This window comes from Cupriavidus sp. FW305-26 (assembly GCF_058787975.1).
The window spans coordinates 22,505-45,771 of record NZ_JBYTAH010000003.1; the positions used below are offsets into that span (position 1 = coordinate 22,505).

Here is a 23,267-nt window from a genome sequence, read left to right on the forward strand (position 1 = left end):
CAAGCGCCGAAACCGCCGGAATGCCAAAGCGCGGGTTCCAGCAAAGAGGACCACGTGAACAAGGGACTCGCCAGTCAACACATACCCATCACGGGCGCGTCACAGGGCATCGGCCGCTGGACATTCCCTGTACTTCAATAACCTTAAGGAGATAAGAATGGTCAAGTTCACCTATTTGGTACTCACGAACGCGGTTCCGGGGCGTGAAGAAGAGTTCAATCGCTGGTATACCGAGCAGCACCTTCCAGACGTGTTGCGTGTACCGGGCGTGGTGAGTGCACAGCGCTTCAGTCGCACGGAGCAGCAGCGAAAAGCGGGGCCTCATCCGTGGCAGTACCTGGCACTCTATAACTGCGAAGCCGCTGACCCGCAGGTCGTCACAGATGGGATCCAGGCTCGCGTCAACACAGCGGAGATGCAAATGAGTGACACGGTAGGCGATGTCAAATATGGTTGCTATTTCGAGCCAATCACCGAGGTGATTCGCAGTAAGTAGACGGCATGGAAGTACCTGCTTTCCCGTCGTCTCAAAGATGAGTCGGGTAGAAGCTCAACAGCTTCTCCGCCACGTGAGGCGACGGGCCAGGGCGGGTCGCTTACTCCGCCGTAGCGGCGATGGAAGGCCATGCAACCCGGTGCGAGAGCTTGGGACTTGGGCCCAGGAGGCCAGCCTAAAACCTTCAGCGCTGCAATCACATGGGCGACTGCGTTGTTGCCCGTAGCGGATCACGCATCCATTTCGCGGCGCCAGGCTTGCGGGCTCTGCGATGTCCATCTCCGGAATGCGCGAGTAAATGCACTGTGCTCCGAGTACCCAAGTATCCAGGCCACCTCAGCGAGCGAAAGCCGTGGATCTTTTAGGTAATTCTCTGCAATCCGGCGTCTCGTGTCGTCACGTAGCTCGCGAAATTTCAGACCCAGTTTGTCGAGTCGCCGCTGCAACGTGCGGGGGGTCATGTGCATGGAGGAAGCCACTGTTTCAAGGCTCACTTCGCCTTGACGCGCGAGCCCGGCTACCGCTTGCCTGATGGCATGTTCCATGTCATCCATCTTCGGCATGGCACCCAACACAGCCTGTACCTGAAGCTCCATGATTCGCAGTAGCGCTTCATCAGGTTGACGCAGAGGCGCCTGCAAAAGGTCGGCGGGGAAGCGCAGACTCGTCTCCGGTTGGTCGAACTTCACCGGGCAGCCGAAGTATGCAAGATAAGGGGTGGTGTCTTGAGGTGTTGCGTTAACAAAGCACACCTCCTCCAGCCTCACATCACCATCTGTCATGGCTCGCGTGAAACGGGTCATCGCAGCCAAGGCCGTTTCGTCAACGAGCGGCCCCGTTGGTTCCGTCGAACGGGGCCACGTCATCACGACGGACTTACCTTCGGTTCTTAGCTCCGCCGGCGTTACGTTTGCAACCACACGGTCGTACTGTTGCCAGCGTTGCAAGACAGCCCCGACGTCAGGGCAAGCCCCAAGTGCGTATCCAAGCACGCCGAGATGCGCAGGCGCAATGCGCTGGCCAACGTGCAATCCGAGGAGCGGATCATTGCAAACCTCGGCGGCACGCTCAAGCAAACGCCGCCAGTGATCGAGCGCGTAGAGTCGCACTTCCTGGCAATTAGGGCTGGATTCCCCCAGCACATGCACGGCATCCAGCCCTTGGTCCTGCAAGTAGTCGAAAAGCAGGTTCACGTAGGTGCTGGCGTAGTAAGCGGTGGGCGCGGACATGGGATGACAATGAACAATGTCGCGAAGTGTCAAGAAAGTGTCGAGGACTGTCAATGCGGAGGGTCACCAGTTTGATCAAACTGTCGGCAAGCCAAGCGAACAGGAGTCTAAATTGCCGTCCGATATGATGAACTGGCTGCATTCCATATTTGGGAAGTCCGTGGATTGGAAGCAGGCGTTCATGCTCAGCATGGTTCCTCTCTTCATCATTGCATTCAGTCTCGAGACCCTGATCAATCGAAGGCGTAGAGCCGAATCGACACTGAACTGGAAGGAGGTGTGGGCGAACATCGCATTGGGCACCACTTACCAGATCATGGAGCCCCTGGGAGTGGCTCTTGTGACAGGATCCATCTATGCGTGGGTATATTCAAAACGTTTGTTTGATATCCCGGTGGACGGTTGGACCATTCTCCCAATCATTCTGTCGGTCGAGTTCTGCTACTACTGGTTTCATCGCGCCAGCCATCGAATCCGCTGGTTTTGGGCGGCGCACGTCGTTCATCATACCGGCGAGAGCATGAACTTCACTACGGCGGCACGACAATCGATGCTCAATGTGGTCGCTGGGAGTTTCATCTTTTTCCTTCCTCCCGTGCTCCTCGGTGTGCCGCCGGCCGCAGTCGCACTCATCCTGGCCGTGAATCTGTCCTATCAGTATTTCATTCATACCGAACTGATCCGCCGCCTTCCTGGCTGGATTGAGTACATCTTCAATACACCGTCCCATCACCGTGCCCATCATGGCCGAAACGACCAATATATCGACAAGAACTACGGTGGCATGTTGATCATTTTCGATCGCATGTTTGGCACTTTCGAAGAAGAACGGGAGACGGTGCAATACGGCATCACCCAACAGATTAAGTCCTACAATATCCTGGTGCTGAATCTCCACGAGTTTGTCGACATGTGGCGTGACGTGATGTCACCGGGGCCCGTGTGGCAGCGACTGCAACACCTGTGGCGGCCGCCGGAATGGGTGCGCCGTGGTCATGAACCCATCCACACATGGACGGTGGACAGGAACGAGCCGACCGGCAGTGAGTCGACACCCACTCCGTCAACATCCGCTACCTGAGAGCCAACTCATGCATCGCCTCTCTCAAATATACCTGGCCGTTTCGGCACTGGCTTTCCTGCTAATTGGCTTGCATACGTTTCACGACCCCGTTACGGCAATGGCGGGCCTCGATATGCAACCCCATTCGGTGAATGCCTTCAATGAGATCCGTGCCAACTACGGTGGCATGCATCTCGGTATCAGTCTGTTGCTGGCCCTGGGTCTACTCTCGAAGGCGTGGCGAAAGCCCGCGATGTGGATCAACGTCGTGTTCACCAGCGGCCTGGTGCTCGGGCGGCTGGTCAGCATTTCCGCTGACGGTTGGCCAAATGATCTCGTTCGAATGTTGCTTGGAATCGAAGCAGCAGCGGCATTGACCGGCCTAGCGCTGTTGTGCTTCCTCAACAAACATGATGCGCGCTCTTCCATGAGATGAGCGCTCACTTTGAGCGCCCGCGACGCGTGGACATGAGGTCATCGTTCACCCAGTCCTATCAAGTTAAACTCGCACCGATCAACCTCCACCTGTCCTGATACCGGTCTTGCGGACAACGCGCGAGATATCCGCATTGACGGGCTTCACCGCTTTCTAAGCATCCTTTCATCGCGACGGGTCCGACGCAGCGAAGAGAACGCTAGCTCTCCCGAGAGCAGTCAAGGTGTTGGGGCCTGGCCCCAGTAGAGACTACGGAGGTCGCGTCCAGGACCGTAGTGTTCGGTCTCTTCTGGAGTCTTTCGATGCCGTGTCTGCACAGCGCTTTTTTGACGGCTGCCCGGCGGTCCTTACACGCGTGGGCTGGTCGAGGCAAATCGAGACGAATCGCAATGACAAGCGGGCGCCGGCATCCGGGCGCTGGAGTACCTGCTGTAAAAGCGACTCTATGACCCCAGTCCTATTGGGTCAGATCCGCACTTGTCGCGTGATTGAGCAGACGCGCTCAGCGTGCGGGACGCCAGTTGTGGGGAAGCAGCTCGTCGATGCGGCTGTTCAGATGGGTGGGCAGGCGGGTCAGCACATCGGTGATGTAGGCCCATGGATCGTGCCCTTGCAGCCTGGCTGATTGCACCAGGCTCATCACGACCGCGGCGCGCTGACCGGCCAGTTCGCTGCCAGCGAACAACCACGAGCGCCTTCCTAGGGCCCAGGGGCGGATCAGATTTTCTAGGCTGTTGTTGTCCACACTGACCTCTCCATCGAGGAGGTGGTGCGTCAGCGTCGGCCAGTTCTTGAGGCTGTAGTCGAGCGCCTTGGCTGTGATGCTGCCCTCAGGCACACGTGACCGCTCCAGTTGCAGCCAGGCATGCAGTTGCTCCCACAGCGGCTTGGCGTCGCTGTGCCTCCTGGCCTGACGTTGCTCGCTGCTCAGCGTGGCGAGCTCGCGCTCAAGACGGTAGATCTGCGCGATGCGACGCAGCGCCTCTGGGGCGACCGTGCTGTTGCCCTGGTTCCGCAGCAGTTCGTCGTACCGACGTCGGGCATGAGCAAGACATCCCGCCGCTACGCGACCGGGGCTGGCTTGCAACACGCTGTCATAGGCAGCGTATTCGTCGCGCACCAAGGTACCTTGCCAACATCGCTCGTTGCGGTCTTCGCTAGCACCTCCCAGGAAGGCAATCGGGTACTGCGCGCCTCGGCCAATACAGAAGTCGTAGATCACGCCAGGCAGTGGATCGAAGGCGCCGCGCGAGTAGGCCCAGACGTACGCTCGCTTGGTCTTGCCGGCTCCCGGGTCGAGCAATGCCACCGGCGTCTCGTCGGCGTGCAGCCCCCTTGCTGCAAGTACGAAGCGCTTGTGCGCTTCATAGAGCGGTTCAAGCGCCGCACCAGCACGCCCGGACCAGGCAGCCAGTGTTGAGCGCGGCGTGTGTACGCCCGAACGGGCGTTGATCGTCTCCTGCCGGTAGTAAGGCCGATGGTCGACGAAGCGGCTGATCAGCGTGTGCGCCACCAGCCCGGCTGCAGGCAGCCCACCGTCGATGATCTGGGGTTCGACGGGTTCCTGCACCAGGCGTTGGCAGCAGCGGCAGGCCCACTTGCCATAGATGTGGCGGTGCACGAAGAACTCCGCCGGCACGATATCCAGCTTCTCGCTGACGTCCTCACCCACGCGTACCATGGTCCGTCCACAGCCCGGTGTTGGGCAGTGAGTATCCTCGGGTTCGTGGTGATGCTCGACTCGGCGCAGGTGGGCCGGCAGTGGCTGGCGACGGGGCTTGCGCGTGGACCTGGTGTTGTCTTCAACAGAGGGCTCGCCCTTGGCCTGCTGTAACTGCGCTTGCAGACTGGCCTCGTCCTCGGCCAGGGACTCCTCGAACAGCCGGCGCTGCTCAGCGCTCATCGCCTCGGTCTTGGCCCCGAACTTCCAGGCCTTGAGTCGCGCCAGCTCGAAGGTGATCTTCTCGATCTTGACGTCCTTGAGCTTGATCTCGCGTTCCTGCTGCTGAATGTGTGCGAGCATCTGCTGCGCCAATGCCAGCACGTCCTCGGGCGCGAGGTCCTGAAGGCCTTGATCTTGTAGTTGGCGCAGGTTCAGCATGGAGCCATCGTGCCAGCCACCGGGCACTACCACCATCCGGATTTATGCTGTCAACGCGCCGTGATCATCCTCATATCCGCGTAATGGCGCGCAGGTCCTCCAGGCGCTGCCAAGGCAGGCCGAGGACCAGGGCGTCGAACTGCGCCTGCGTCAGTTGTGCGCCGGTGGCGCCGGCCTGTACCGCAGGCCAGACAAATCGTCCCTGGTTGAGGCGGCGAGCGGCGCACCACACGCCAAAGCCGTCATGTATCAATAGCTTGACGCGGGTGTGGCGGGCGTTCGCAAACAGGTAGGCGTGATGAGACTGGGCTGCGCCGAAGACCTGTACCACGCGCGCCAGCAGCCGCTCGGTGCCGGCACGCATGTCGATGGGCTCGACGGCCAACCACAGCGCGTCGATGCGGATCATCGCAGCCAGTCCCGAAGCAGTTGGGCACATTGCTGTGCCGCTGACAGAGGCCAGTGCACAACCAGCGTGCCGCCTGGGCGCTGGATCTCGATGCGGATGGCGTCGGGAGCTACCGGAGCTGGCGTCTCGCATGGGACCGCCTAGGCCGGCTGCATGGTTGGTGTCAAAGGCTGAACATGCAGTGGAATAAACGCACGGCCCTCGCGCTGCGTTGCCCGCATCTGGCGTTCACGTTCCTCTCTGACCCATCTGTGCACCATGTTCGGGTGCAGCCCATGGCTGAGCGCCACGCCGGCTACCGATGCCCCAGGCTGGCGAGCTTGCTCCAGTACCGTCGCCTTGAACTCGGCGCTGTACTCTCTGCGGCGCGGCCGCTCGATAGTTGTCGACACTCGATCCATCGTCCCCACGATCCTCCATCGTGGGGACGATGCAGGATCCCGTGGATCGATTCAAGGCGGAAGAACTGGACGCTTACCCCTCATGTTCCGTAAGCAGCTCTTATAAAATGCAATTAATCGCCTTGATGCGACCAAAAACTTGAACGGAAGCTTGTATCAATGGGATGGCGCCGAAATTTCACGATGGTGAAGGTTCGGCGCAGGCTGCTATTTCTTGCTGCCCCAGCCGATCCGATGCCGCTCCTGAGTAGCTTCATGCCGCGCATCCTCTTCGCTGTGCAAGTAGCCGCTCGTCGTCGGCTGTGCCCAAAGTTGTCGCGCGCAGCCAGTGCGCTGAGGCGCTGGCCAGCACCGCGGCTTGCGGTTCCCATCCCGGCGCGCGCCCCCGCACGCGCTGCGCGGCCATGCGCCCCTACGCGATAGGCTGGCAACCTCAGACTACCATCGGCGTGGTAGCGCCATCGATCGACAGGATGGAGCCCGAAATATAGCTGGCCCGTGGCGAGGCGAGGAACAGCACAGCGTCCGCCACCTCTTCCGGCGTGGCCAGGCGGCCCAGGCCGGTGCGCGCGTTGGCGCGCGCCAGCGCCTGCTCCACTGTCATGCCGCCGATGCGCGCATCCACTTCCATGCCCTGCTGCAAGCGCTCGGTATGCGTAGCCGACGGATTGACCGCGTTGACGCGCACACCCTGCTTGCCGTAGGCATTGGCCAGTCCGGCGCTGGCCAGCATCAATGCAGCGTTAGCTGCGCCACCCGCCAGGTGGGCGGGGTTGGCCATCTTGCCACCCATGCCCACGATGTTGACGATGGCGCCGCGCCCTTGCTGCGCCATGCGCTTGACCACCGGGTCAATCACATTGATGTAGCTGAAGTACTTGGCGGTCATGGCTTCCTGCCACAGTTGTGGGGTCAGCTCGTCCGGCGGCCGGCGCTTGGCCGCGCCGGCCGAGGTCACCAGAATGTCGATGCCGCCAAGTCCTGCCACCGCTTCTTCCACCGCGCGTGCGGCCTCGGCGATATGGGTCAGATCGGCGGATACCGCGACCACGTCCTTGGCAAATTCGCCCTGGCCTTCGGCCAGCTTGGCGCAGGCCTTCGCCAAGTTTTCTGCGCTGCGCGAAACGATGGCCACGCGCGCGCCCTCACGCAGAAAGCCGACCGCGCAAGCGAGGCCGATGCCGCGGCTGCCGCCGGTGATGAGCACCCGTTGATTGCGGAGTTCGAGATCCATGATGGTGTGCCTTGGCTGGTGGGGAGTGCGGGCGTCGTTCGACAAATGGCGCATCCCCATGTGTGGCGGGCCGGTTGCAACGCCGGTGAGATGATAGGGGGTGATCATAGCGCGCCTGTTGGTGCCCACTATAGTTTCATGATGGTGAAATAATTTCCACGGGCGTCTACCTCTTGCTGCCCCAGCCGATCCGATGCCGCTCCTGCGTGGCTTGATGGCGAGCATCCTCCTCGCTGTGCAGATAGCCGCTCGTCGTCGACAGCGAGCTGTGCCCGAAGTTGTCGCGCACAAAGCGCAGGTCGACCTGTTGGTCGGTCATGTGCGAGCCGGCGGTGTGGCGCAGCCAGTGCGCCGAGGCACTGGCCAGCACCGCGGCTTGCGCCTCCCATTCCGGCCCGCGCGCACGCAGGCGCGCCGCGGCCATGCCGAACACCTCTTTCAGGATCAGGTGCAGCGCGCCGCGTGACAGCGGTTTCTCGCTGCCCGCTTTTCCAATCACCGGCAGCACCAGCGGACGCGTCTCCCCGAACTGCGGGGTAGGCGGCAATTCGTGGGCGCGGCGGTAGCGCGCCAACTCGGCAATCAACTCGTCGGTCGCCGGCACCAGCCGGGTCTTGTTGCCCTTGCCGGTGACCTCCAGCCACCAGCGCTCGATGCCCTGGGCATCGCGCCGGCAGAAGAACGCGCCCATGGGGGTGGCCGTCAGCTCGGCGGCGCGCAAGCCGCCCAGATAAAGCACCGTCAGCACCCAGCGGCAACGGGCCGCGTGCAGGCGTTCCCGCGCCGTCTCGGCCGGCATTGCTGCGACCGTGTTTTTGACCACCTCCCACAGGTCGTGGCTCAGATAGCGGGTGATGCGCGCCTGGGCGGGGGCGCGGCGGCGGCGGGCGAGGGCGAGCGGGTTGCCGGCCAGGTAGCCCGCCTCGGTCAGCCAGGCGAACAAGGCGTTCAGGATCACCAGCGCCTGGCGCACGCTGCCGGGCGACAGCGGCCCCGCAAACGGGCGCCAGTCCGGATGATTGCGCGCGAGCTTCTTGGTCCCGGTCAGCACCCAGCGCGCGGCCGGTTGCGGATCGGCGAGGAAGCGCTCGTAGGCAAGCAGGTCTTCATGGGTCAGCGAGGACAAGGGCTTGCCCAACTGAAGCACGGCCCACAGGATCAGCCGCTCCACCTCGCGGCGATACGTGGTGAGCGTCGCGGTGCTGTCTGCGTAGCGGGCAAGCCAGGCGGTCACCGCGGCATTTCCTCAGCGTCGCAGCACGACAAACGTTTCAACCATCGATCGAAATGCAGCACACTTCGCCGGTGCATGAGTCCGAGAAACTCCCGCGCGAGACTGCGGACCTCGCCCACCACGGGTTCGATCTTGCACAGCGCCTTCACGAACCGCTCGTGGTCCGCACTCTTTGGCTCCTCGATGGCGAGGTTCCTCCATCGTAGAACGGAGCAAGTCTGTCACTCCGGAATCCAGCTGGAACCCGCGTCGAATATAGAAATCCGGCCGGTGAATTGACACTATTGCTTGCACTCCCCACGAAGCAAAATCGTCAATTCGCATTAGTCCGGATTAATTTCGTCAATTGGCGTCCTAGACTTCGAATCCCGCTCGTAAGGCATTGATCTCATGGAAGATTCTCTGCATATAGCGGAGCCGGTTGCGCTCGTCCGCCCGCGCGGTGCGCACCGCTTCGAAGCATTCAGTCCAAAGCTGAAGCGGCGGCTGACTTTCTACCGACGCTGTGCGCTCGATCAATGGGTCTTGATCGAATCCGATCCGGCAATCGGCCACTTTTGTGAGCGCCCCGGATTCATTCAGTTTCGAGAGAGGCGGCACTTAGCAGACTTCCTGGTCTCGTACTCCGATCGTCAAGAGTTGATCCTCCTGCCGGATCCAGTGATCGATGAAGAAGCGAAGGAGGGCCTCGAGTTGAACGCTGATACGGTCAATGTCCGGTTGGTCGACGCGGCCGAACACGCCGCTTCACGCGTCTGGATAGAAAACTGGCTGCGTATGCTGCCGAGTATCATAGCCACGCAAGGTCTCGTGTCGGTGTCCTTGCTTGATGCGGTCGAGCGCTTTGTCGCCAGTCGAAAGACGCTTTCAGCCATCGAGCGAGAGTTCTCGAAAGGTGACCCCGTGCTCGTGCGGGCCGCCATCTTCAATCTGCTGCATACCGGTCGCGTGCATGCTGAGGAACTGCGAACCGACGCATTGTCGTGGATGACGAAGTTTGCAGTCAGGGAGTCCTGATGATGCCGCGCCGAAAGCCTGAGTTCCAATCCCTCGATTTGAACGCGTGGCCTAGCATAGCGTGGACGGAGCTTGACGCCGAAGTGCGAGAGGTCACGAAGGTAAGAGTGCAGGCCATCGAGCGTTATGCGAGCGGCGAAAGTGTCAAGGAAATTGAGAAGGCAACCGGCGTGGACCGTCGACAGCTCTATCGGTGGCTCGAGCGAGGCTTGGCGCTGCATCCTGACGGACGCATCTTTGGATTCCGCGCCTTGCTGAGGTACGTGCGGGTCAATGAGTACGTCCGCATAAGTCCCGTCAATGGTCGGCCCAGCGAAGATGGACGGGGTAAAGCAGGCGCGTTCGCGCTCTTCTTAGAAAGCTATCCGGCGCTGGCAGGATGGCTGCTCCTAAAAATAAAACAGCGCCGCGTGTTGCTCAAACAGGTGCATACCAATGGACGACTTCATACGCGCTTGGTCGGCCTGCATGCCCTGCACGGGGAGTTTCTGTTGCAATGCCGGTCCCTCGGCCTGACGGCGGTGGATTACCCCTTCAATACGGAAGGCGGTGCCATTCGGTCGCTATCCGCGCGCCTTAAAGACGAGTTGTCGCGCAGTTTCCGCACCGCGGCACGGGCGGCAGGCGCCACGCACCTGAAGGGGCTTCCGCACTACGATCAGGCGGAAAGTCGGCCGGCCATGCGCCCCTACCAGGTCGTAGAATTCGACGGTCACCGACTCGATATCCGTCTCAAGGTGGTCGTACGCGATGCATTGGGCTTTGAGCATGAATTCGAGATCGAACGCGTTTGGTTACTTGCGATCATCGACGTCTGCACGCGTGCGGTGCTGGGCTTTCACCTTGGGCTTGGCCTACGCGCAAGAGAAAAAAGATGGACATCAGGCCGAGCCTTGAAATTACTGGAATCGGCAGACCGCGAGACGTCCATTAGATTGGGAGAAAAAGTGGACACAACGTCCGTCGCGTGTCCATCTTCCTCCACAAGTTTGCTATATCGTATTTCGAGATCTAGCGCGACTGCAAGGGCAGGACACTACCGCCACGCAGCGCGGCCAGCTCCTTGCGCAGGCTGAATACCTGGCGCAGCAGGGCGAGTTCGCGAGCCAGCGACTCGTCAAGCTGTGCCTGCAGATCCTTCGCGTTGCCCTTCGCTCGGTTCAGACGTTCGGTCAGTTCGAGCTTTGGCCGCTCGGTTACGGCGTTGGCCGCATCGATTGCTGCGATCAGCTCGGCAAACTGAGGACGCGACTTCTTGATGCTGCCTTTCTTGCGGCCCGCCTCGATCGCCACGGTATCGTTGTTGATACGCGCACCCTTGCGCTTCTTCAGCCGCTCAAGGGCGGCGTAGTAGTCGGTCATGGCATCGCTCATGCGGCCTCCGGTTTCATCAGTTTCTCTTGCGCGTCAAGAAGTCGTTGCAGCGTCTGTGCCTCGATGCGGCATTCGACGCTCGCCTCATCGACAGCGCGCAGCTTCTCGACTGTGGTGCGCTGTGCCTTGATCACGCGCTGAAGCTTCGACGGCACGATCACGAGGTTACGGCAGTTCGATTCAAGGCAATCCAGACGCATCCAATCGAGCGGCGTCGACTTGCACGGCTCGACGCTGGCGCACCCGCCAAGCACCGTCTCACGGTACGCCAGTTCGCCCTTCCCGAACATCCTCACCGTCTGCTCGCGTGAGTAGACCGACACAGGCGACGCCTGCACGGCACGGCTCTGTGTCCATGCTGCGTGCCCCCCGAACAGCCGCTCGTCAGAGAACAGCACCTGCTCAGCGTACGCAAGGTACTCGGACAGGCCCTGTGCCTCGGCCCATTCTTTCGCGAAGTGAGCCTTGTCGGTGTCAATGAAGCCCTGCGCAAACGCCGAGCCGCGAGCGTAGTACATGCTCATTTCCTGCGTGATGTGCTGCAACTGACGTTTGAGCGTCGGTAGCGTGACGAGGCCGCTGCGTTGCGCATACAGCGCGAGCGAGCGGCGAAGCTGATGACGCGTGAACGGCCACTGCTGCCCGACCGCGTACTTCGGTTCGTCTTCCCATGCGCGGTGCATGTCGACACGCTTCAGTTCAGCGATGTCCTCGGCCGTGATCGTCGGGAAGACGCGCTCACGAAAAGCTTCGACTTCGATATATATGGTAGTGGGCGCCCGGTTTGCCACGTACTTGAGATGCAGACCCATCCGACAGAACAGCAGGTGGGAACCGTCCTTCGATTCGGCGTAGCCTGGTGCGCCGTGCGCACGATGCGCTTCGCCCGACAGCCGTTGCGCGAGCCTGACGGCGCGAGCACCGAGCGGGCTCGTCACCCAGCATGCGCGTTTGGGACGCCCGCCGGACAGCTTGGTCGTCACGCCCTCGATGGCGTAGTGCATCACACCATCCAGCCGGGTCTCCCTCAGACAGTCGTACGGCAGGTTCTCTGCTTCCATCGCGCGCATGCCGGTGAACGACAGGATGACCAGCTGGCATAACGCGCTGATCGAGGCCACAAGCGACATCACGACGTAAGGGGAGTCCGTGCACCCGAAGTGGACAGCAGCCGTCTTCAGTGAGGCACAGACGTCAGGGCGTTCGCCAGCGTATGCGCGCGCGAGGTAGTCCGATAGCGCGTTCGCGACGCTCTCGGCGATCCCGAGATCATGCTCGCAGGTCGACAGGAAGTGCTGGTAAATCCGCGTCGGGATGACCGCGTATTGGGAGTTTCCGGCGTGTTGCGCGGAGCGTTCGAGCAGGGGCTTATGCAGTTGGGCCAATGGCACGCGCAGCCCTGTGGCCTCGGCGCCCACTCGGTAAAGTTTCGCCAGAATCGAATGAAGGCGTTGGGCCTTCATGTCCATCCCGGCTTGTGCCGCATAGTCCAGAACAACGGCGACGCTGGATAGCCCCTCATAAAGAGTAAGCTGGCGTTCGGCGGCAAAGTAAGCAAAGTCCTTCAGGTAAACTGAGCAACCTTGAAGAGTACTGGACGCAGGTACCGTCTCGCTCGCTTCGTGCATCAGAAAGTACATGACCTGCTTCCACTGACGTGTAGTCGCGTCTGAAAGGGTGCGGCCTGCGTCGTTAAGCGGATGACCCCTAAAGTGGATACTGGTGCGGCGCGATCCAATCGTATATGCACGGATGTCCCAGGCGTCGTCACCAAACAGCGAAGCAGCTTTCCCGGCCTTGTCGGGTGTCACGACCGCATCGTCTTCGATCCGATACCAGTCTGGGCGCTCGGCGAGCGCCGCGATCAGCGTATTGTTCATGCCACTCCCAATTCGTAAAGCTGATCAAGCTTGGTCGACCAGAAAGCGTCCAGGTTTCCATCAATATCAACGTCGTGCTCGATCTGACCGACCAGCGCGGCGTCGCGCTTCCGTATTTCATTCAGGAGGAAGTCGACCCTTCGCAGCACCGCGCCGAACGAGCTCTCGTACTGCTCGAACGAGTCAGCACGCCCGCTTACGAGCCTGACGCAGTGACGGCAGCTCAGCAGCTTGCGGATGTCGGCGGCGTCAGCGTGCACGCGGTACTGATCGCAAAAGATACACCCTTCGGTCGAGCGGCAGTCAGGCAGTACGGTGACCGAAGCCGCGATCGGCGCGGGCTTGTGGAACTCGATGCAGACGCCCACCGCGCTCTTGATGGAGCCCGCCGGGTCGTTGCCAGCCTTCAGCACCGTCTTCTCGACTGAAGCGAGGAATGCACCCATCTCAGCCTTGTGCGCGGTGTCCGTGCCGTTCGAGTACGAGCGCAGCGCCGTGGCCAAGGAGTGGCCCATCAGCCTGGCTGCAACGACAGGACCGTGATTGCTCACCGCCCAATCCTGCTTCGCCGCACGCCACTGACGAGCGCTGATGCGCGGCAGCACAATCCCGAGCGTCTCGAGCCGACTATAAAGCCGATCAAGGAACTGGGCTGAGAGAGCCGTTAGCCGCCGTAGCTGCGCATGATGCCCGAGTACGACGAACAACGCGTCACAGTCTTCGTCCTGCACAAGATACCTGCGCAATGCCAGATACGCCTTGAGCTTTGGCATGAAGGCCAGCGAGACGGTGAACGCAACTTCCCTTCCACCTGCACGGTACTTAACCTCGCGAAACTTCTGACGTACAACAGATGCATCCTGCAGGGTCGCGGCGAGCTCCGGGCTCCATTTCATTGCCAGCAGCTGCGCGAGGCTGACGCCCGTTTCAGCCAGAAACAGCGTGGCGAAGCAAAAGGCCGCCAACGAAGCGTGCGAGCGACGGATCGGTGACTGTGCGTCTTCGTTGGCCGCCACGAGATGTTTGGCAGTTAACCACGCGATGCCCCACGAACGATGGCGAGGATTGTTAGCTCCAGCCTCGGCCAAGCGCCTCGTGATCTCTTCCCGGGTGCGCAGCTGTCCCGTCTCCAGATTCCAGCCAAGCAAGCCGTACGAGTCGTGCCCTTTTCTGCGGCCATGTGTGTGCGGAACGAGGCAAAGATTCTCACCTCGCGCCGTGGTCACGCGCAACGGATAAGGCTTGAAGTCGAGCACCAGCGTGCTGATGCTGCTGAAGAGCGCGTCAGCCCACGCGAGCAAGGCGGCTTGTGCCTCGGCGTCGGGCACAACTGTCGTTCCATTAGCATACCATTGCTGGCGCAGCACCCTCGCATCGGCGCAGAAGTCGTCGTTTCTGAAGAACTCACGAAGCATCGACAACAGATTAGGCTGAATGCCCGCGACGGTATTGTGGTTCAGCTTGCCTAGTGAGACCTGTTCACGCTTTTCGCGAAAGAAGCGATGAACTGCCTCCGCCGTAGCATTCTCGTCACAGAGAACCTGATGCAATCCCAGCCTGTCGGCCCAGTTGGCGAAGTCAAGCACGCCGCGCAGAGCACCGTAGATAGTCTCCGGACGCAAGGCGCCAAGGGTCAAACGCTCGGAAAGCTGCGTCACCAGCAGGCGTACAACCTTAGTGCGTTCGCTGCTAAAGCTTCTGGGATCGAACGTGTGCCGCGCGTGCCGCGTGTTCGACGTGTCACGCGTCAGGTAGCAGATCTGCCCGATATCGGAACGGGTGCGAATTCCTTCCCACTTTAGCAGCGCGCGCTCGGGATGCAGCAGCGTCGTGCCCACCGCGAGTGGCATGCGAACTTCCTCGTACACCCGGCTCATACTGCCACCCCGGTGTCTAGGGCGCGCGTGACCAGCGTCGACAGGTGTGTGCCCCAGCTGTCCTGCACAGCGTCGAACAGCTTGCGGTTCTCGCGGTAGCTGAGGTAGCCCTCGGTGGTGGACAGTCGTGCGTGCCACATCAGCTGCCGCAACTGATCGAGCGCCCGTGTGTACCTGGTCTCATTCGCGGTCATCGCGTCGACCATGTTCAGCCCAAAGGTTGCACGCAGGTCGTGGAAGCTAAACTCGTACCTGAGGTTGCCGAGCCGCTCGCGCATCATGGGCAATAGTTCGTCCTTGATGAACTGGCGCACGGCCTGTCCAGTCTTGACGTGACGGCGCACCTTTGGGCCAGTGCTGACCGGGCCGCGCGATGCGAGATCATCGTAGAGCGGCGCACCGCGATGGCTCAGAAAGAGCGGCTGGTCGTGGTCATCTCCGCCGTCTGCCAGTTGGCGACGCTTGCGCGCACGATCGCTGTGCACGTAGATGTACAGCCGCTCGTAGAAACCCCGGGGCAGGTGCAACACGCCCTTGACACCGCCCTTCGTGTCGATGCCCGTACCCGGCCCGCAGGCGAGACGGATGTCGTCGCCGTGAAACTCGCCTGGCTTGCGCATTACGTGTTTCGCGCGCACGGTCAATACCGTCTGGATGCGAGCGCCCGTCAACAAAGCGAACAGATGAACGAGCGTCATCTCGATGTTGCCGAGAGCGGCTAACGATTCAAGCAACACCGACTGCTCGGAAGAGGAGAGCGGGCGCAGGCGCCCGCCGTCCTGAATGCGATCGTCCCACGGGTCTTCCGCGCGGCGACAGCGGATCGACAGGTCAGTGGTCTTGACCTCGATCACGCCGCTGAATCCCTTCTGGTCCTTGACCTCAATGAAGCGATCAGATTCAACCCACGGCGCGTTCGCGGGCCTGAAGCCGGCTTCGGTTATGAGCCAGCGATAGAAGCGGGCTATAGCACCCATACGACGCTTCGCGACACCCGCAGACAGTTCGCCCGCCTGCACGGCCAGCCTGATCGATGCGCTATAGCGGTAGGTCGGCCGTTGTCGCTTGTTTGCGGGGAACGTTAGCCAGTCGATATCCTCGTCGTCCAGGTAACGACGGAACGCCACCAGATCGTCAGCGATGCTGGCGAACGTCAGCATATTGGGCGAGGACTTCGACTCCAGCATATCGATGAGCCAGATGTTCGCTTCAGCCCACGGCGCGCCGTCAGCAAGTCGGACAACGGGAAAGAGAGGGAAGGTGCTTGGGATCCACTGCGGTCGTGCGTCGCGCCGCTTGCCGGTGGCGGGGTCTGCGAGCGGGACCGTGTGATAGACGGTGCCACCCTCGGGTGTGGTGATGCTAACCGGCGTCGCGCCGGGAGTGTCGCGGTCAACGACCTCGGTAAGCGGTAGTTGCCGGATGGTGGTTCTTCTTGCGATCATCGCCCAGATCCTCTTATGTGTTTGGAGGTGTCTGCTTTAACACAGCCTGCGAGTATCAGCAGATCGTTCTTGGCTTGCGCATATTGGCCGCGAGTATAGCCGCTACGACGTCATCAAGACCATCGAGTCGGCCTTGGAGCCGCATCGACTGCGCGACTTCACGATTCCTGGCTTGGCCTACGGTCCGCACGACGGCTTTCCCTCACAGCGCCTCCCAGAGCTGGCGTATACAACCTGGGAATGGATGAAGCTGGACAACGCGAAGGCGAATCTCGCCAAGGAGACGCTCGACGCGTTGTGTGAGTTCGTTGGCTGTTGCGCAGACACAGGACCGAAGTACAGTCCCGATGATCGCCCCTACATCGAACGCTTCTTCGGGACTATTGCGAGCAGGCTGTCTTCCAGATTGCCTGGCTACACGGGTTCGCATCCCCGTGATTTGCGGCGCGCGCTGGCCGATCCGAAGGGAAAGCTACGCTTGTATGTGTCGTTTGACGAGTTAGAGGAGTTGGTCGAATACGCTATTGCGAGCTACAACGGCACGCCGCATGCCGGCCTGAACAATGTCACGCCGCTTGAAGCGATGGAGTATTTCATTCGCGGCAAGGAACAGTTGGTGACATGGCTGCCCGAGCATCGTCGCCGTACCCTTTGTCTAATGCAATCGGCCAAGCGTTGCACCGTACGAGCATATCTCCAGCAGGGCGTTCGACCGCACATCAACTTGTATGGTGTGCGCTACACAAGCAACGTCCTTGCGTGCAGCACGGATTTGATCGGCAAGAGCTTGCTTATTTACCTGAATGCCGATGATCTTCGCTGTGTCCGCGCGTTCCAACCAGACGGCGCTGAGTTTGGGGTCTTGGAGGCGCAAGGGGCTTGGGGCGTGATACGGCATAACCTGAAACTACGCCAGCAAATCAATCAGGAGAAGAAAGACAAGAAGCGGTCGCGTGGGCCCGTTGATGCGGATCCCATCGGAGACTACGTCGACGGAAAGATGGCGCAGGCAAAGAAGTCACGGAAGGCGGCATCCGAACTGGCGGAAGCAAAGCGGATTCTGTCATCCGCGCCGACGGCGCGAACTGCGATGGGGCGGGGAGCATCCGCCGCGCAGACCGCAACGAACGCCGCGTCAGAGCAGAAAGTAGACAAGGCTTCCGAGCAGAAAAAAACACCGACTCGACCGAAGAAGCTGTCTATCGGTACCGGCCAAGTCTTTTAACCCTGTCCTCCGCGAGGGAGTCATCATGTCGCTTCAGATACCGCGTCCGATCGATCCATCGCTGCACCCCTTGGTCACCGGCAACTATCGTATCGCCACGCCGGCCATCGAAGAGCTCTACGAACTGGTCACTCGATGTCTGCGCTACAGAATTATGGGCGCCCTGATCTACGGCCCGTCGCGCATCGGTAAGACACGGGCGATCGAGTACGTGCGATTGCTGTTGGCACGCGAACACCCACGGATGACCAGCTACCACGCACGATGCGAACACAAGCCGAGGCATGCCGAGGGACCATTCTTCGCCAACCTGCTTGAAGCGGTTGGCGACCCGGATCCTAACGCTGGCGCCAACCCGGCCAAACGTATGCGCCTCGCACTGAGGATTCGTGAGGCCGCCGCTCGGGCAGGAAGTGGGACGGTTCTGCTTTTCTGTGATGAGGCGCAGCGCTACAACGACAATGAATACGAATGGCTGCGTGATGTTCACGATGCGCTGGATCGACAGCAGATCAAGTTGTTCACCTTCCTCGTCGGGCAACAGGAATTGCTCGCTCAGAAAACGGCCATGCAGTTGGCTGGGAAAACTCAGATTGTCGCGCGGCTGATGGTCGAGGAATTGGCCTTCTACGGCATACGAAATGCGAAGGACGTGGCAACGTGTTTGAGCGGCTATGACGAGACGGCTTATCCCGAGCGTAGCGAATGGAGCTTTACCCGATTTTACGTTCCGCAAGCCTTTGATGCTGGCTATCGACTGGTCAGCGATGCCGACGCGCTGTGGGACGCGTTCGAGACGGCGCACCACAAGGCCAGCTTGCCTGGGGCTCTCGAGATCCCAATGGAGTCGTTTGTCCGTGCCGTAGAGATCCTGCTAAAGGATAGCGAGCTCAGGGATTGCCCGGGCTACTGTCCCGAGCCAGCGCTATGGGCGCACGCGGTACGGCATTCCGGTTACGTCCAGTCACGCCATGCAATCGGTCGTGTGCTCGTCTCCGCTGCCTTGTGAGGGCATTCTAAGGTGGCCCGCTTCCCTATCCTCACGCTCGACGAGGCGAAGCTCACTCCGGCGCTGGGCTACGTGTTCGACAAGAAGTGGATCGATCCACGGGAATCGCTCGTCTCGATCCTCTGGAAACTCAAAGTGGCGAATGCCTTGTCAGGCGTCGCTGTGATGCGGTTGGTAAGGTTGGACATCGATCCCTACGAGAGCCTTCCGCCGCAGAGAGGATTCATCGATGTCGTTCGGCTGAACGAAGCGCTGGGCTTGCCAACCAAATCGCTGCACATGGCACTCATCGAGCAAACCAATCAGCGACGCTATAGCGAAGTGTTTCGCTACTGCCATTTCTGTATGGTGCGTGGGTACCACTCCCTCTTGCACCAACTAGAGACAGCGAGTCGATGTCCTGCGCATCGTTGCCCTGTGGAGTCGGCATGTAGGCAGTGCGGACATCAAGCGCCGTATTGCCTGAATGTGCAGCTTCTCGAGGCACCACACCGTTGCGCGCATTGTCATGCATTCTATGGCAACGGGGCCTGGCGACCCGACCGACCACGGCCCATGAGGCCGGACCAACGCAAAGCGTTCGCGCGCTCGTACTTTGAGCAAGGCCTGGGATGCAGGAGCCATGGGTAGAGGGACCTTTACCTCTTTCGGCTCTCCGATGTCGGCTCGCCAGATGGAGCCGGCGTAGCATTCCGGGTCCGTGCAGGCATTTGCACGCCTTCGATTGACACTTCGCGACCCTCAGCCGGTGACAATATTAGTTCGCTGGGCGTAAGTCCTTGATTCTTTTGATGGTACGCCCGGTTGCCGCGCCGTTGCCGCGCGAATTGACGACATTCCTTCGGAAACGGTGACACTCTTCCTTTGTTCTACGGATGCAGGGTCAGTTCGCGCCGTTCCTCGCCCAAGTATGCCGAGACCCTCAGATTGCGTCCAGCCACGGCCGACGTGATCAGAGGGACACCGCCAAGTTCCTCCAGCCGCGACGGCATGGCGTGCCCGCAGGCGTACTCGACCGACGCACAGGTGACGCAGCGCACCTGCGCTAGCTCGATTGCCACCATCTGTTGCGGGGGGTCGGACATCACCCGAATCGCCACGTCCACTTCCTCGCGCAAGAGGTCGTCGACACGGTTGTCGAACAGCAGATCGAGAGCGATGTCGGGATATAGGCGCTTGAACTCGATCAGCCAGCCGGACATCACTATGTGCCCAAAGCCGGTTGGCAGGCTGAGCCGGACCGAGCCGTACAGGCCTTTGCCGAACATGGCCACCGACTCCTTGGCCGCCAACACTTCATTGCGAATGACACACCCATGGTGGTAGAGGCGTTGGCCGACCTCCGTGAGCTCGACCCGCCGTGTCGTGCGCCGCATCAGCTGCATGCCGACCGATTTTTCAAGCTGGGTCAGGTGATAGCTGATATTGGCCCGGCTCATCTTCATGTTCCGCGCGGCCAGGCTGAGATTCCCCGCTTCCACGATGTCGACGAAGAGTGTGAGTGCGCTGCCGTTGATCTGTCAAAAAATATTGAACAGAGTGTTCACTCTCTTTCTAATTGTCAAATTCATTCGATCATTAAACAATCCCTCCCATTCAAAGGAGATTCCCATGGCGCTTGATCAGGAAACTTTCCAACTGCTCAAGGACAGCGTCCAACGCTTCGTCCGGGAGCGGCTGGTGCCCGCCGAAAACCATTTGGAGGAGCACGACGAAGTGCCGGCCGACATCGTGGCCGACATGAAGGAGCTCGGCCTGTTCGGTATCTCGATTCCCGAGGAGTACGGCGGTATCGGGCTGTCGATGGCCCAGGAGTGCGAGGTGGCCTACGAACTCGGCCAGACGGCGCTCGCGTTCCGCTCGGTGGCGGGCACGAACATCGGCATCGGCTCGCAGGGCATCCTGATGGATGGCACGTCCGAACAGAAGGCCGAATACCTGCCGCGCATCGCCAGTGGCGAGTTGATCATCTCGTTCGCGTTGACCGAACCCGACGCCGGATCGGACGCGGCGTCGCTGAAGACGAAGGCCGTGGCCGACGGCAGCGATTACCTCATCAGCGGCACCAAGCGCTTCATCACCAATGCGCCGCGCGCCGGCGCCTTCACGCTGATGGCGCGCACCGGCGGCGCGGGGGCGGGCGGCATCTCGGCCTTCATCGTCCCGGCCGGTCTGCCGGGCCTGACGCTCGGCAAGCCCGACAAGAAGATGGGGCAGAAAGGCACGCGGACCTGCGATGTCAACCTCGACAGCGTGCGCGTTCCCGCCGCCAACATCATCGGTGGCGAGGCGGGCAAGGGTTTCAAGACGGCGATGAAGGTGCTCGACCGCGGCCGCCTGCATATCTCGGCCCTGGCGTGCGGCATGGCGCAGCGCATTCTGCAAGAGAGCGTGGCCTATGCGCAGCAGCGCAAGCAGTTCGGCCAGCGCATTGGCGACTTCCAACTGGTGCAGGCCATGCTGGCCGACAGCCAGGCCGAGCTGCTGGCAGGCTGGGCGCTGGTGCAGGGGACTGCGCGCCGCTATGACGCCAAGCCATCCGGCGTCAGCGATCCGGAGGTGAGTATGCAAGCCTCCTGCACCAAGCTGTTCACGACCGAGATGGTGGGTCGCGTGGCCGATCGCGGCGTGCAGATCCACGGCGGCTCGGGCTACATCAACGAGTTCCCAGTCGAGCGCTTCTACCGCGACGTGCGCCTGCTGCGCCTGTATGAGGGCACCACGCAGATCCAGCAGCTCGTCGTCGGCAAGCATCTGATGAAGGCCGCGTGAGGTTGACCATGCTTGACATCCGCAACGGCATCGCCGTCATCACGCTGGTCCACCCGCCCGTCAACAGCCTGGGCCACGCGCTGCGCGAACGCATCGTGCAGCAACTCGATGCCGCGTTGGCTGATTCCGCAGTGCGCGGCATCGTGCTGACCGGCAATGAGAAGACATTCTCCGCCGGTGCGGACGCCACCGAGTTCGGCACGCCGCGCCAGCTGCAGGACCCCATTTTGCGCACGGTCATCACCCGCATCGAGGCGAGCAGCAAGCCCGTCGTGGCGGCCATCACCGGTGTCGCCCTGGGCGGTGGCCTTGAACTCGCTCTGGGCTGCCATGGGCGCGTCGCGCAGGAAAAGGCCCGGATCGGTCTGCCGGAGATCACCCTGGGCCTGATTCCCGGCTCGGGTGCAACCCAGCGGCTGCCCCGGCTGGTGGGCATTGCTGCCGCCCATGCGCTGATGTCCGGCGGGCAGCCCCAGAGCGCCCGCCAACTCGCCAAGTCGGGCCTGTTCGACGACGTCGTGGCTGGGGACACGGTTGGCGCAGCCGCCGCTCTCGCGACGATGCTCGCTGAAAAGGGGCTTCCTTACCCACGGGCGCTGGATGGCGAGGTCGACGCCACCGAAGTCCAGGCAACGGTGGCCGCGCAACGCGCAAAGCTCACGGCCCGCCAAAAGCTGCAGCCAGCATACGGCGCGCTGCTCGACGCGCTGGCCGCATCCGCGCTGCCGTTCGACGAAGGCATGCAGAAGGAGCGCGAGCTGTTTCTGGCCCTCGTGCCCACGACGGTGGCCCAAGCGCTGCGCTACCAGTTCAAGGTTGAACGGGAAGCTACGAAGCTGCCGCCGGCGCTCCAGGCACCCGCGCGCGAGGTGCGCTCCATCGCTGTGATCGGGGCCGGAACGATGGGCTCAGGCATTGCCATCTCGGCGCTCGATGCCGGCTTGTCCGTACTGCTGCTGGAGCAGGATGAGGCCGCGCTCGAAAGCGGGAGGCAGCACATTGGCGATCACTACCGTGAGCGCGTGGCGGCGGGCAAGCTCTCCGCCGAGGCCGCGTCGTCCAATGAGGCACGCCTGCAGACCAGCCTCGAATGGGAACGCCTGCAGCAGGCCGATCTGGTGATCGAGGCTGTCTTCGAAGACATGGCCGTCAAGCAGGAGGTATTCCGCAAGTTCGATACCCATGCGCGGGCGGGCGCGGTGCTGGCGACGAACACGTCCTACCTCGATATCGATCCGATTGCCGCGGCGACTTCACGCCCGCAGGACGTGCTGGGGCTGCATTTCTTCAGTCCGGCCAACGTGATGAAGTTGCTGGAGGTGGTTCGCGGCGCAAAGACCGCCCCCGATGTGCTGGCCACCGGCATGGCGCTTGGCGCGACCCTCAAGAAGATGCCGGTGCTGACCGGCAACGCATTCGGGTTCATCGGCAACCGCATCTACAATGCCTATCGCCGCCAGTGCGAGTTCATGCTCGAAGACGGCGCGTGGCCTGAGGACGTGGACAATGCGCTCACTGGGCTGGGTTTTGCGATGGGGCCATTCGCGGTCGCCGATCTTTCCGGCCTTGACATCGCTTGGCGCATGCGCAAGGCGCAGGCGGCGACGCGCGATCCGCGCGAGCGCTACGTGGCCATTCTCGACCGGCTATGCGAGGCCGGGCGCCTGGGGCGCAAGACTGGCGCGGGCTACTACGCCTACGTGGACGGCAAGCAGGTGAAAACCACCGATGCGGCTGTGCGCGACGTGATCCTGCAGGCGAGCGCGCAGCGCGGCATCAACCGGCGCACGCTTGCACCCGAAGGGATCCAGCGCCGCGCCTTGCTCGCCATGGTCAACGAGGCCGCCTTGCTGTTTGCCGAAGGCGTGGCAAGCCGCCCCAGCGACATCGACGTGGTGCTGGTGCAGGGCTATGGCTTTCCGCGCTGGGAGGGCGGCCCGGTGTTCTGGGCTCGCCAGCAGGAGCGAGCCCGGCTTGAAGCCGACCTCAAGCACTTGGCAGAAGAGGCCGGTCACGGCTTCTCGTTGGGCGATCTCGATCCGCTGCTTTCAACCTGATTCAAAAA

General features: G+C 61.5%; 17 protein-coding genes and 4 pseudogenes. 9 read left to right on the forward strand and 12 right to left on the reverse strand.

Annotated elements, in window-relative coordinates; genetic code table 11:
• The first annotated feature begins 157 nt into the window (after positions 1-157).
• Positions 158-496, forward strand: a complete 339-nt coding sequence (locus tag AC3WQZ_RS03165; RefSeq protein WP_052495067.1) for an EthD domain-containing protein — start codon at positions 158-160, stop codon at positions 494-496.
• A 230-nt stretch (positions 497-726) separates the two neighbouring features.
• Here the strand turns inward: AC3WQZ_RS03165 and AC3WQZ_RS03170 are convergent, their stop codons facing one another.
• Positions 727-1,725 carry an AraC family transcriptional regulator gene (locus AC3WQZ_RS03170; protein WP_116318641.1) on the reverse strand — a complete coding sequence of 333 codons (999 nt, stop codon included), beginning with the start codon at positions 1,723-1,725 and terminating at the stop codon, positions 727-729.
• Between the two features lie 16 nt (positions 1,726-1,741).
• Here AC3WQZ_RS03170 and AC3WQZ_RS03175 point away from each other — a divergent pair, with 16 nt between their 5' ends.
• Together AC3WQZ_RS03175 and AC3WQZ_RS03180 are read left to right on the forward strand one after the other, a co-directional pair.
• Positions 1,742-2,806, forward strand: a complete 1,065-nt coding sequence (locus AC3WQZ_RS03175) for a sterol desaturase family protein (protein WP_327077466.1) — start codon at positions 1,742-1,744, stop codon at positions 2,804-2,806.
• Positions 2,807-2,816: 10 nt separating this feature from the next.
• Entirely contained in the window at positions 2,817-3,224 is a 408-nt protein-coding gene (locus tag AC3WQZ_RS03180; protein ID WP_058698241.1) for a DUF4345 domain-containing protein, read from the forward strand.
• Between the two features lie 502 nt (positions 3,225-3,726).
• On the opposite strand, the gene tnpC is transcribed toward AC3WQZ_RS03180, so the two are convergent.
• The 6 genes and pseudogenes from tnpC to AC3WQZ_RS03210 form a co-directional block, all read right to left on the reverse strand.
• The gene (gene tnpC / locus AC3WQZ_RS03185; RefSeq protein ID WP_058698262.1) at positions 3,727-5,325 is read right to left on the reverse strand and encodes an IS66 family transposase; all 1,599 of its coding nucleotides are present in this window, start codon (positions 5,323-5,325) and stop codon (positions 3,727-3,729) included.
• 70 nt (positions 5,326-5,395) lie between these two features.
• Complete coding sequence (gene tnpB, locus AC3WQZ_RS03190) at positions 5,396-5,734, reverse strand: IS66 family insertion sequence element accessory protein TnpB (protein ID WP_058698242.1); 339 nt, start codon at positions 5,732-5,734, stop codon at positions 5,396-5,398.
• A 140-nt stretch (positions 5,735-5,874) separates the two neighbouring features.
• A complete protein-coding gene (gene tnpA, locus AC3WQZ_RS03195; RefSeq protein WP_233528040.1) occupies positions 5,875-6,135 on the reverse strand; it encodes an IS66-like element accessory protein TnpA in 261 nt (86 codons plus the stop codon).
• Positions 6,136-6,342: 207 nt separating this feature from the next.
• Positions 6,343-6,541, reverse strand: a pseudogene (locus AC3WQZ_RS03200) (tyrosine-type recombinase/integrase); the annotation flags it as partial.
• A 27-nt stretch (positions 6,542-6,568) separates the two neighbouring features.
• Positions 6,569-7,369: an SDR family oxidoreductase gene (locus AC3WQZ_RS03205; protein WP_058698243.1), complete on the reverse strand. Its 801-nt coding sequence runs from the start codon at positions 7,367-7,369 to the stop codon at positions 6,569-6,571.
• Between the two features lie 166 nt (positions 7,370-7,535).
• Positions 7,536-8,609, reverse strand: a pseudogene (locus tag AC3WQZ_RS03210) (tyrosine-type recombinase/integrase); the annotation flags it as partial.
• A gap of 384 nt (positions 8,610-8,993) precedes the next feature.
• On the opposite strand from AC3WQZ_RS03210, the gene AC3WQZ_RS03215 reads away from it, so the two are divergent.
• Together AC3WQZ_RS03215 and AC3WQZ_RS03220 are read left to right on the forward strand one after the other, a co-directional pair.
• Positions 8,994-9,620, forward strand: a complete 627-nt coding sequence (locus AC3WQZ_RS03215) for a hypothetical protein (RefSeq protein ID WP_058698244.1) — start codon at positions 8,994-8,996, stop codon at positions 9,618-9,620.
• Complete coding sequence (locus AC3WQZ_RS03220; RefSeq protein WP_327077467.1) at positions 9,587-10,696, forward strand: helix-turn-helix domain-containing protein; 1,110 nt, start codon at positions 9,587-9,589, stop codon at positions 10,694-10,696. The genes AC3WQZ_RS03215 and AC3WQZ_RS03220 overlap by 34 nt, the downstream gene beginning before the upstream one ends.
• Here AC3WQZ_RS03220 and AC3WQZ_RS03225 read toward each other — a convergent pair.
• Genes AC3WQZ_RS03225 through AC3WQZ_RS03240 form a run of 4 tightly spaced genes read right to left on the reverse strand, consistent with a single transcriptional unit; the run spans position 10,632 to position 16,196 of the window.
• A complete protein-coding gene (locus AC3WQZ_RS03225; RefSeq protein ID WP_058698246.1) occupies positions 10,632-10,994 on the reverse strand; it encodes a hypothetical protein in 363 nt (120 codons plus the stop codon). The genes AC3WQZ_RS03220 and AC3WQZ_RS03225 overlap by 65 nt on opposite strands.
• Positions 10,991-12,874, reverse strand: coding sequence for an integrase (locus AC3WQZ_RS03230; RefSeq protein WP_116318642.1), 1,884 nt, complete (start codon positions 12,872-12,874; stop codon positions 10,991-10,993). The genes AC3WQZ_RS03225 and AC3WQZ_RS03230 overlap by 4 nt, the downstream gene beginning before the upstream one ends.
• Positions 12,871-14,724 carry a hypothetical protein gene (locus tag AC3WQZ_RS03235; RefSeq protein WP_058697491.1) on the reverse strand — a complete coding sequence of 618 codons (1,854 nt, stop codon included), beginning with the start codon at positions 14,722-14,724 and terminating at the stop codon, positions 12,871-12,873. The genes AC3WQZ_RS03230 and AC3WQZ_RS03235 overlap by 4 nt, the downstream gene beginning before the upstream one ends.
• 23 nt (positions 14,725-14,747) lie before the next feature.
• Positions 14,748-16,196 (reverse strand): site-specific integrase, encoded by a 1,449-nt coding sequence (locus tag AC3WQZ_RS03240; RefSeq protein WP_058697492.1) that lies wholly within the window; start codon positions 16,194-16,196, stop codon positions 14,748-14,750.
• Positions 16,197-16,278: 82 nt separating this feature from the next.
• Between AC3WQZ_RS03240 and AC3WQZ_RS03245 the strand changes: the two are divergent.
• Together AC3WQZ_RS03245 and AC3WQZ_RS03250 are read left to right on the forward strand one after the other, a co-directional pair.
• Positions 16,279-17,292: pseudogene (locus AC3WQZ_RS03245) on the forward strand (integrase core domain-containing protein); the annotation flags it as partial.
• 154 nt (positions 17,293-17,446) lie between these two features.
• Positions 17,447-18,430 carry an AAA family ATPase gene (locus AC3WQZ_RS03250; RefSeq protein ID WP_058697493.1) on the forward strand — a complete coding sequence of 328 codons (984 nt, stop codon included), beginning with the start codon at positions 17,447-17,449 and terminating at the stop codon, positions 18,428-18,430.
• A gap of 872 nt (positions 18,431-19,302) precedes the next feature.
• Here AC3WQZ_RS03250 and AC3WQZ_RS03255 read toward each other — a convergent pair.
• Positions 19,303-19,947: pseudogene (locus AC3WQZ_RS03255) on the reverse strand (LysR family transcriptional regulator); the annotation flags it as partial.
• Positions 19,948-20,041: 94 nt separating this feature from the next.
• Here AC3WQZ_RS03255 and AC3WQZ_RS03260 point away from each other — a divergent pair.
• A complete protein-coding gene (locus AC3WQZ_RS03260; RefSeq protein WP_058697494.1) occupies positions 20,042-21,202 on the forward strand; it encodes an acyl-CoA dehydrogenase family protein in 1,161 nt (386 codons plus the stop codon).
• An 8-nt stretch (positions 21,203-21,210) separates the two neighbouring features.
• A complete protein-coding gene (locus tag AC3WQZ_RS03265; RefSeq protein WP_058697667.1) occupies positions 21,211-23,259 on the forward strand; it encodes a 3-hydroxyacyl-CoA dehydrogenase NAD-binding domain-containing protein in 2,049 nt (682 codons plus the stop codon).
• Positions 23,260-23,267 lie beyond the last annotated feature (8 nt).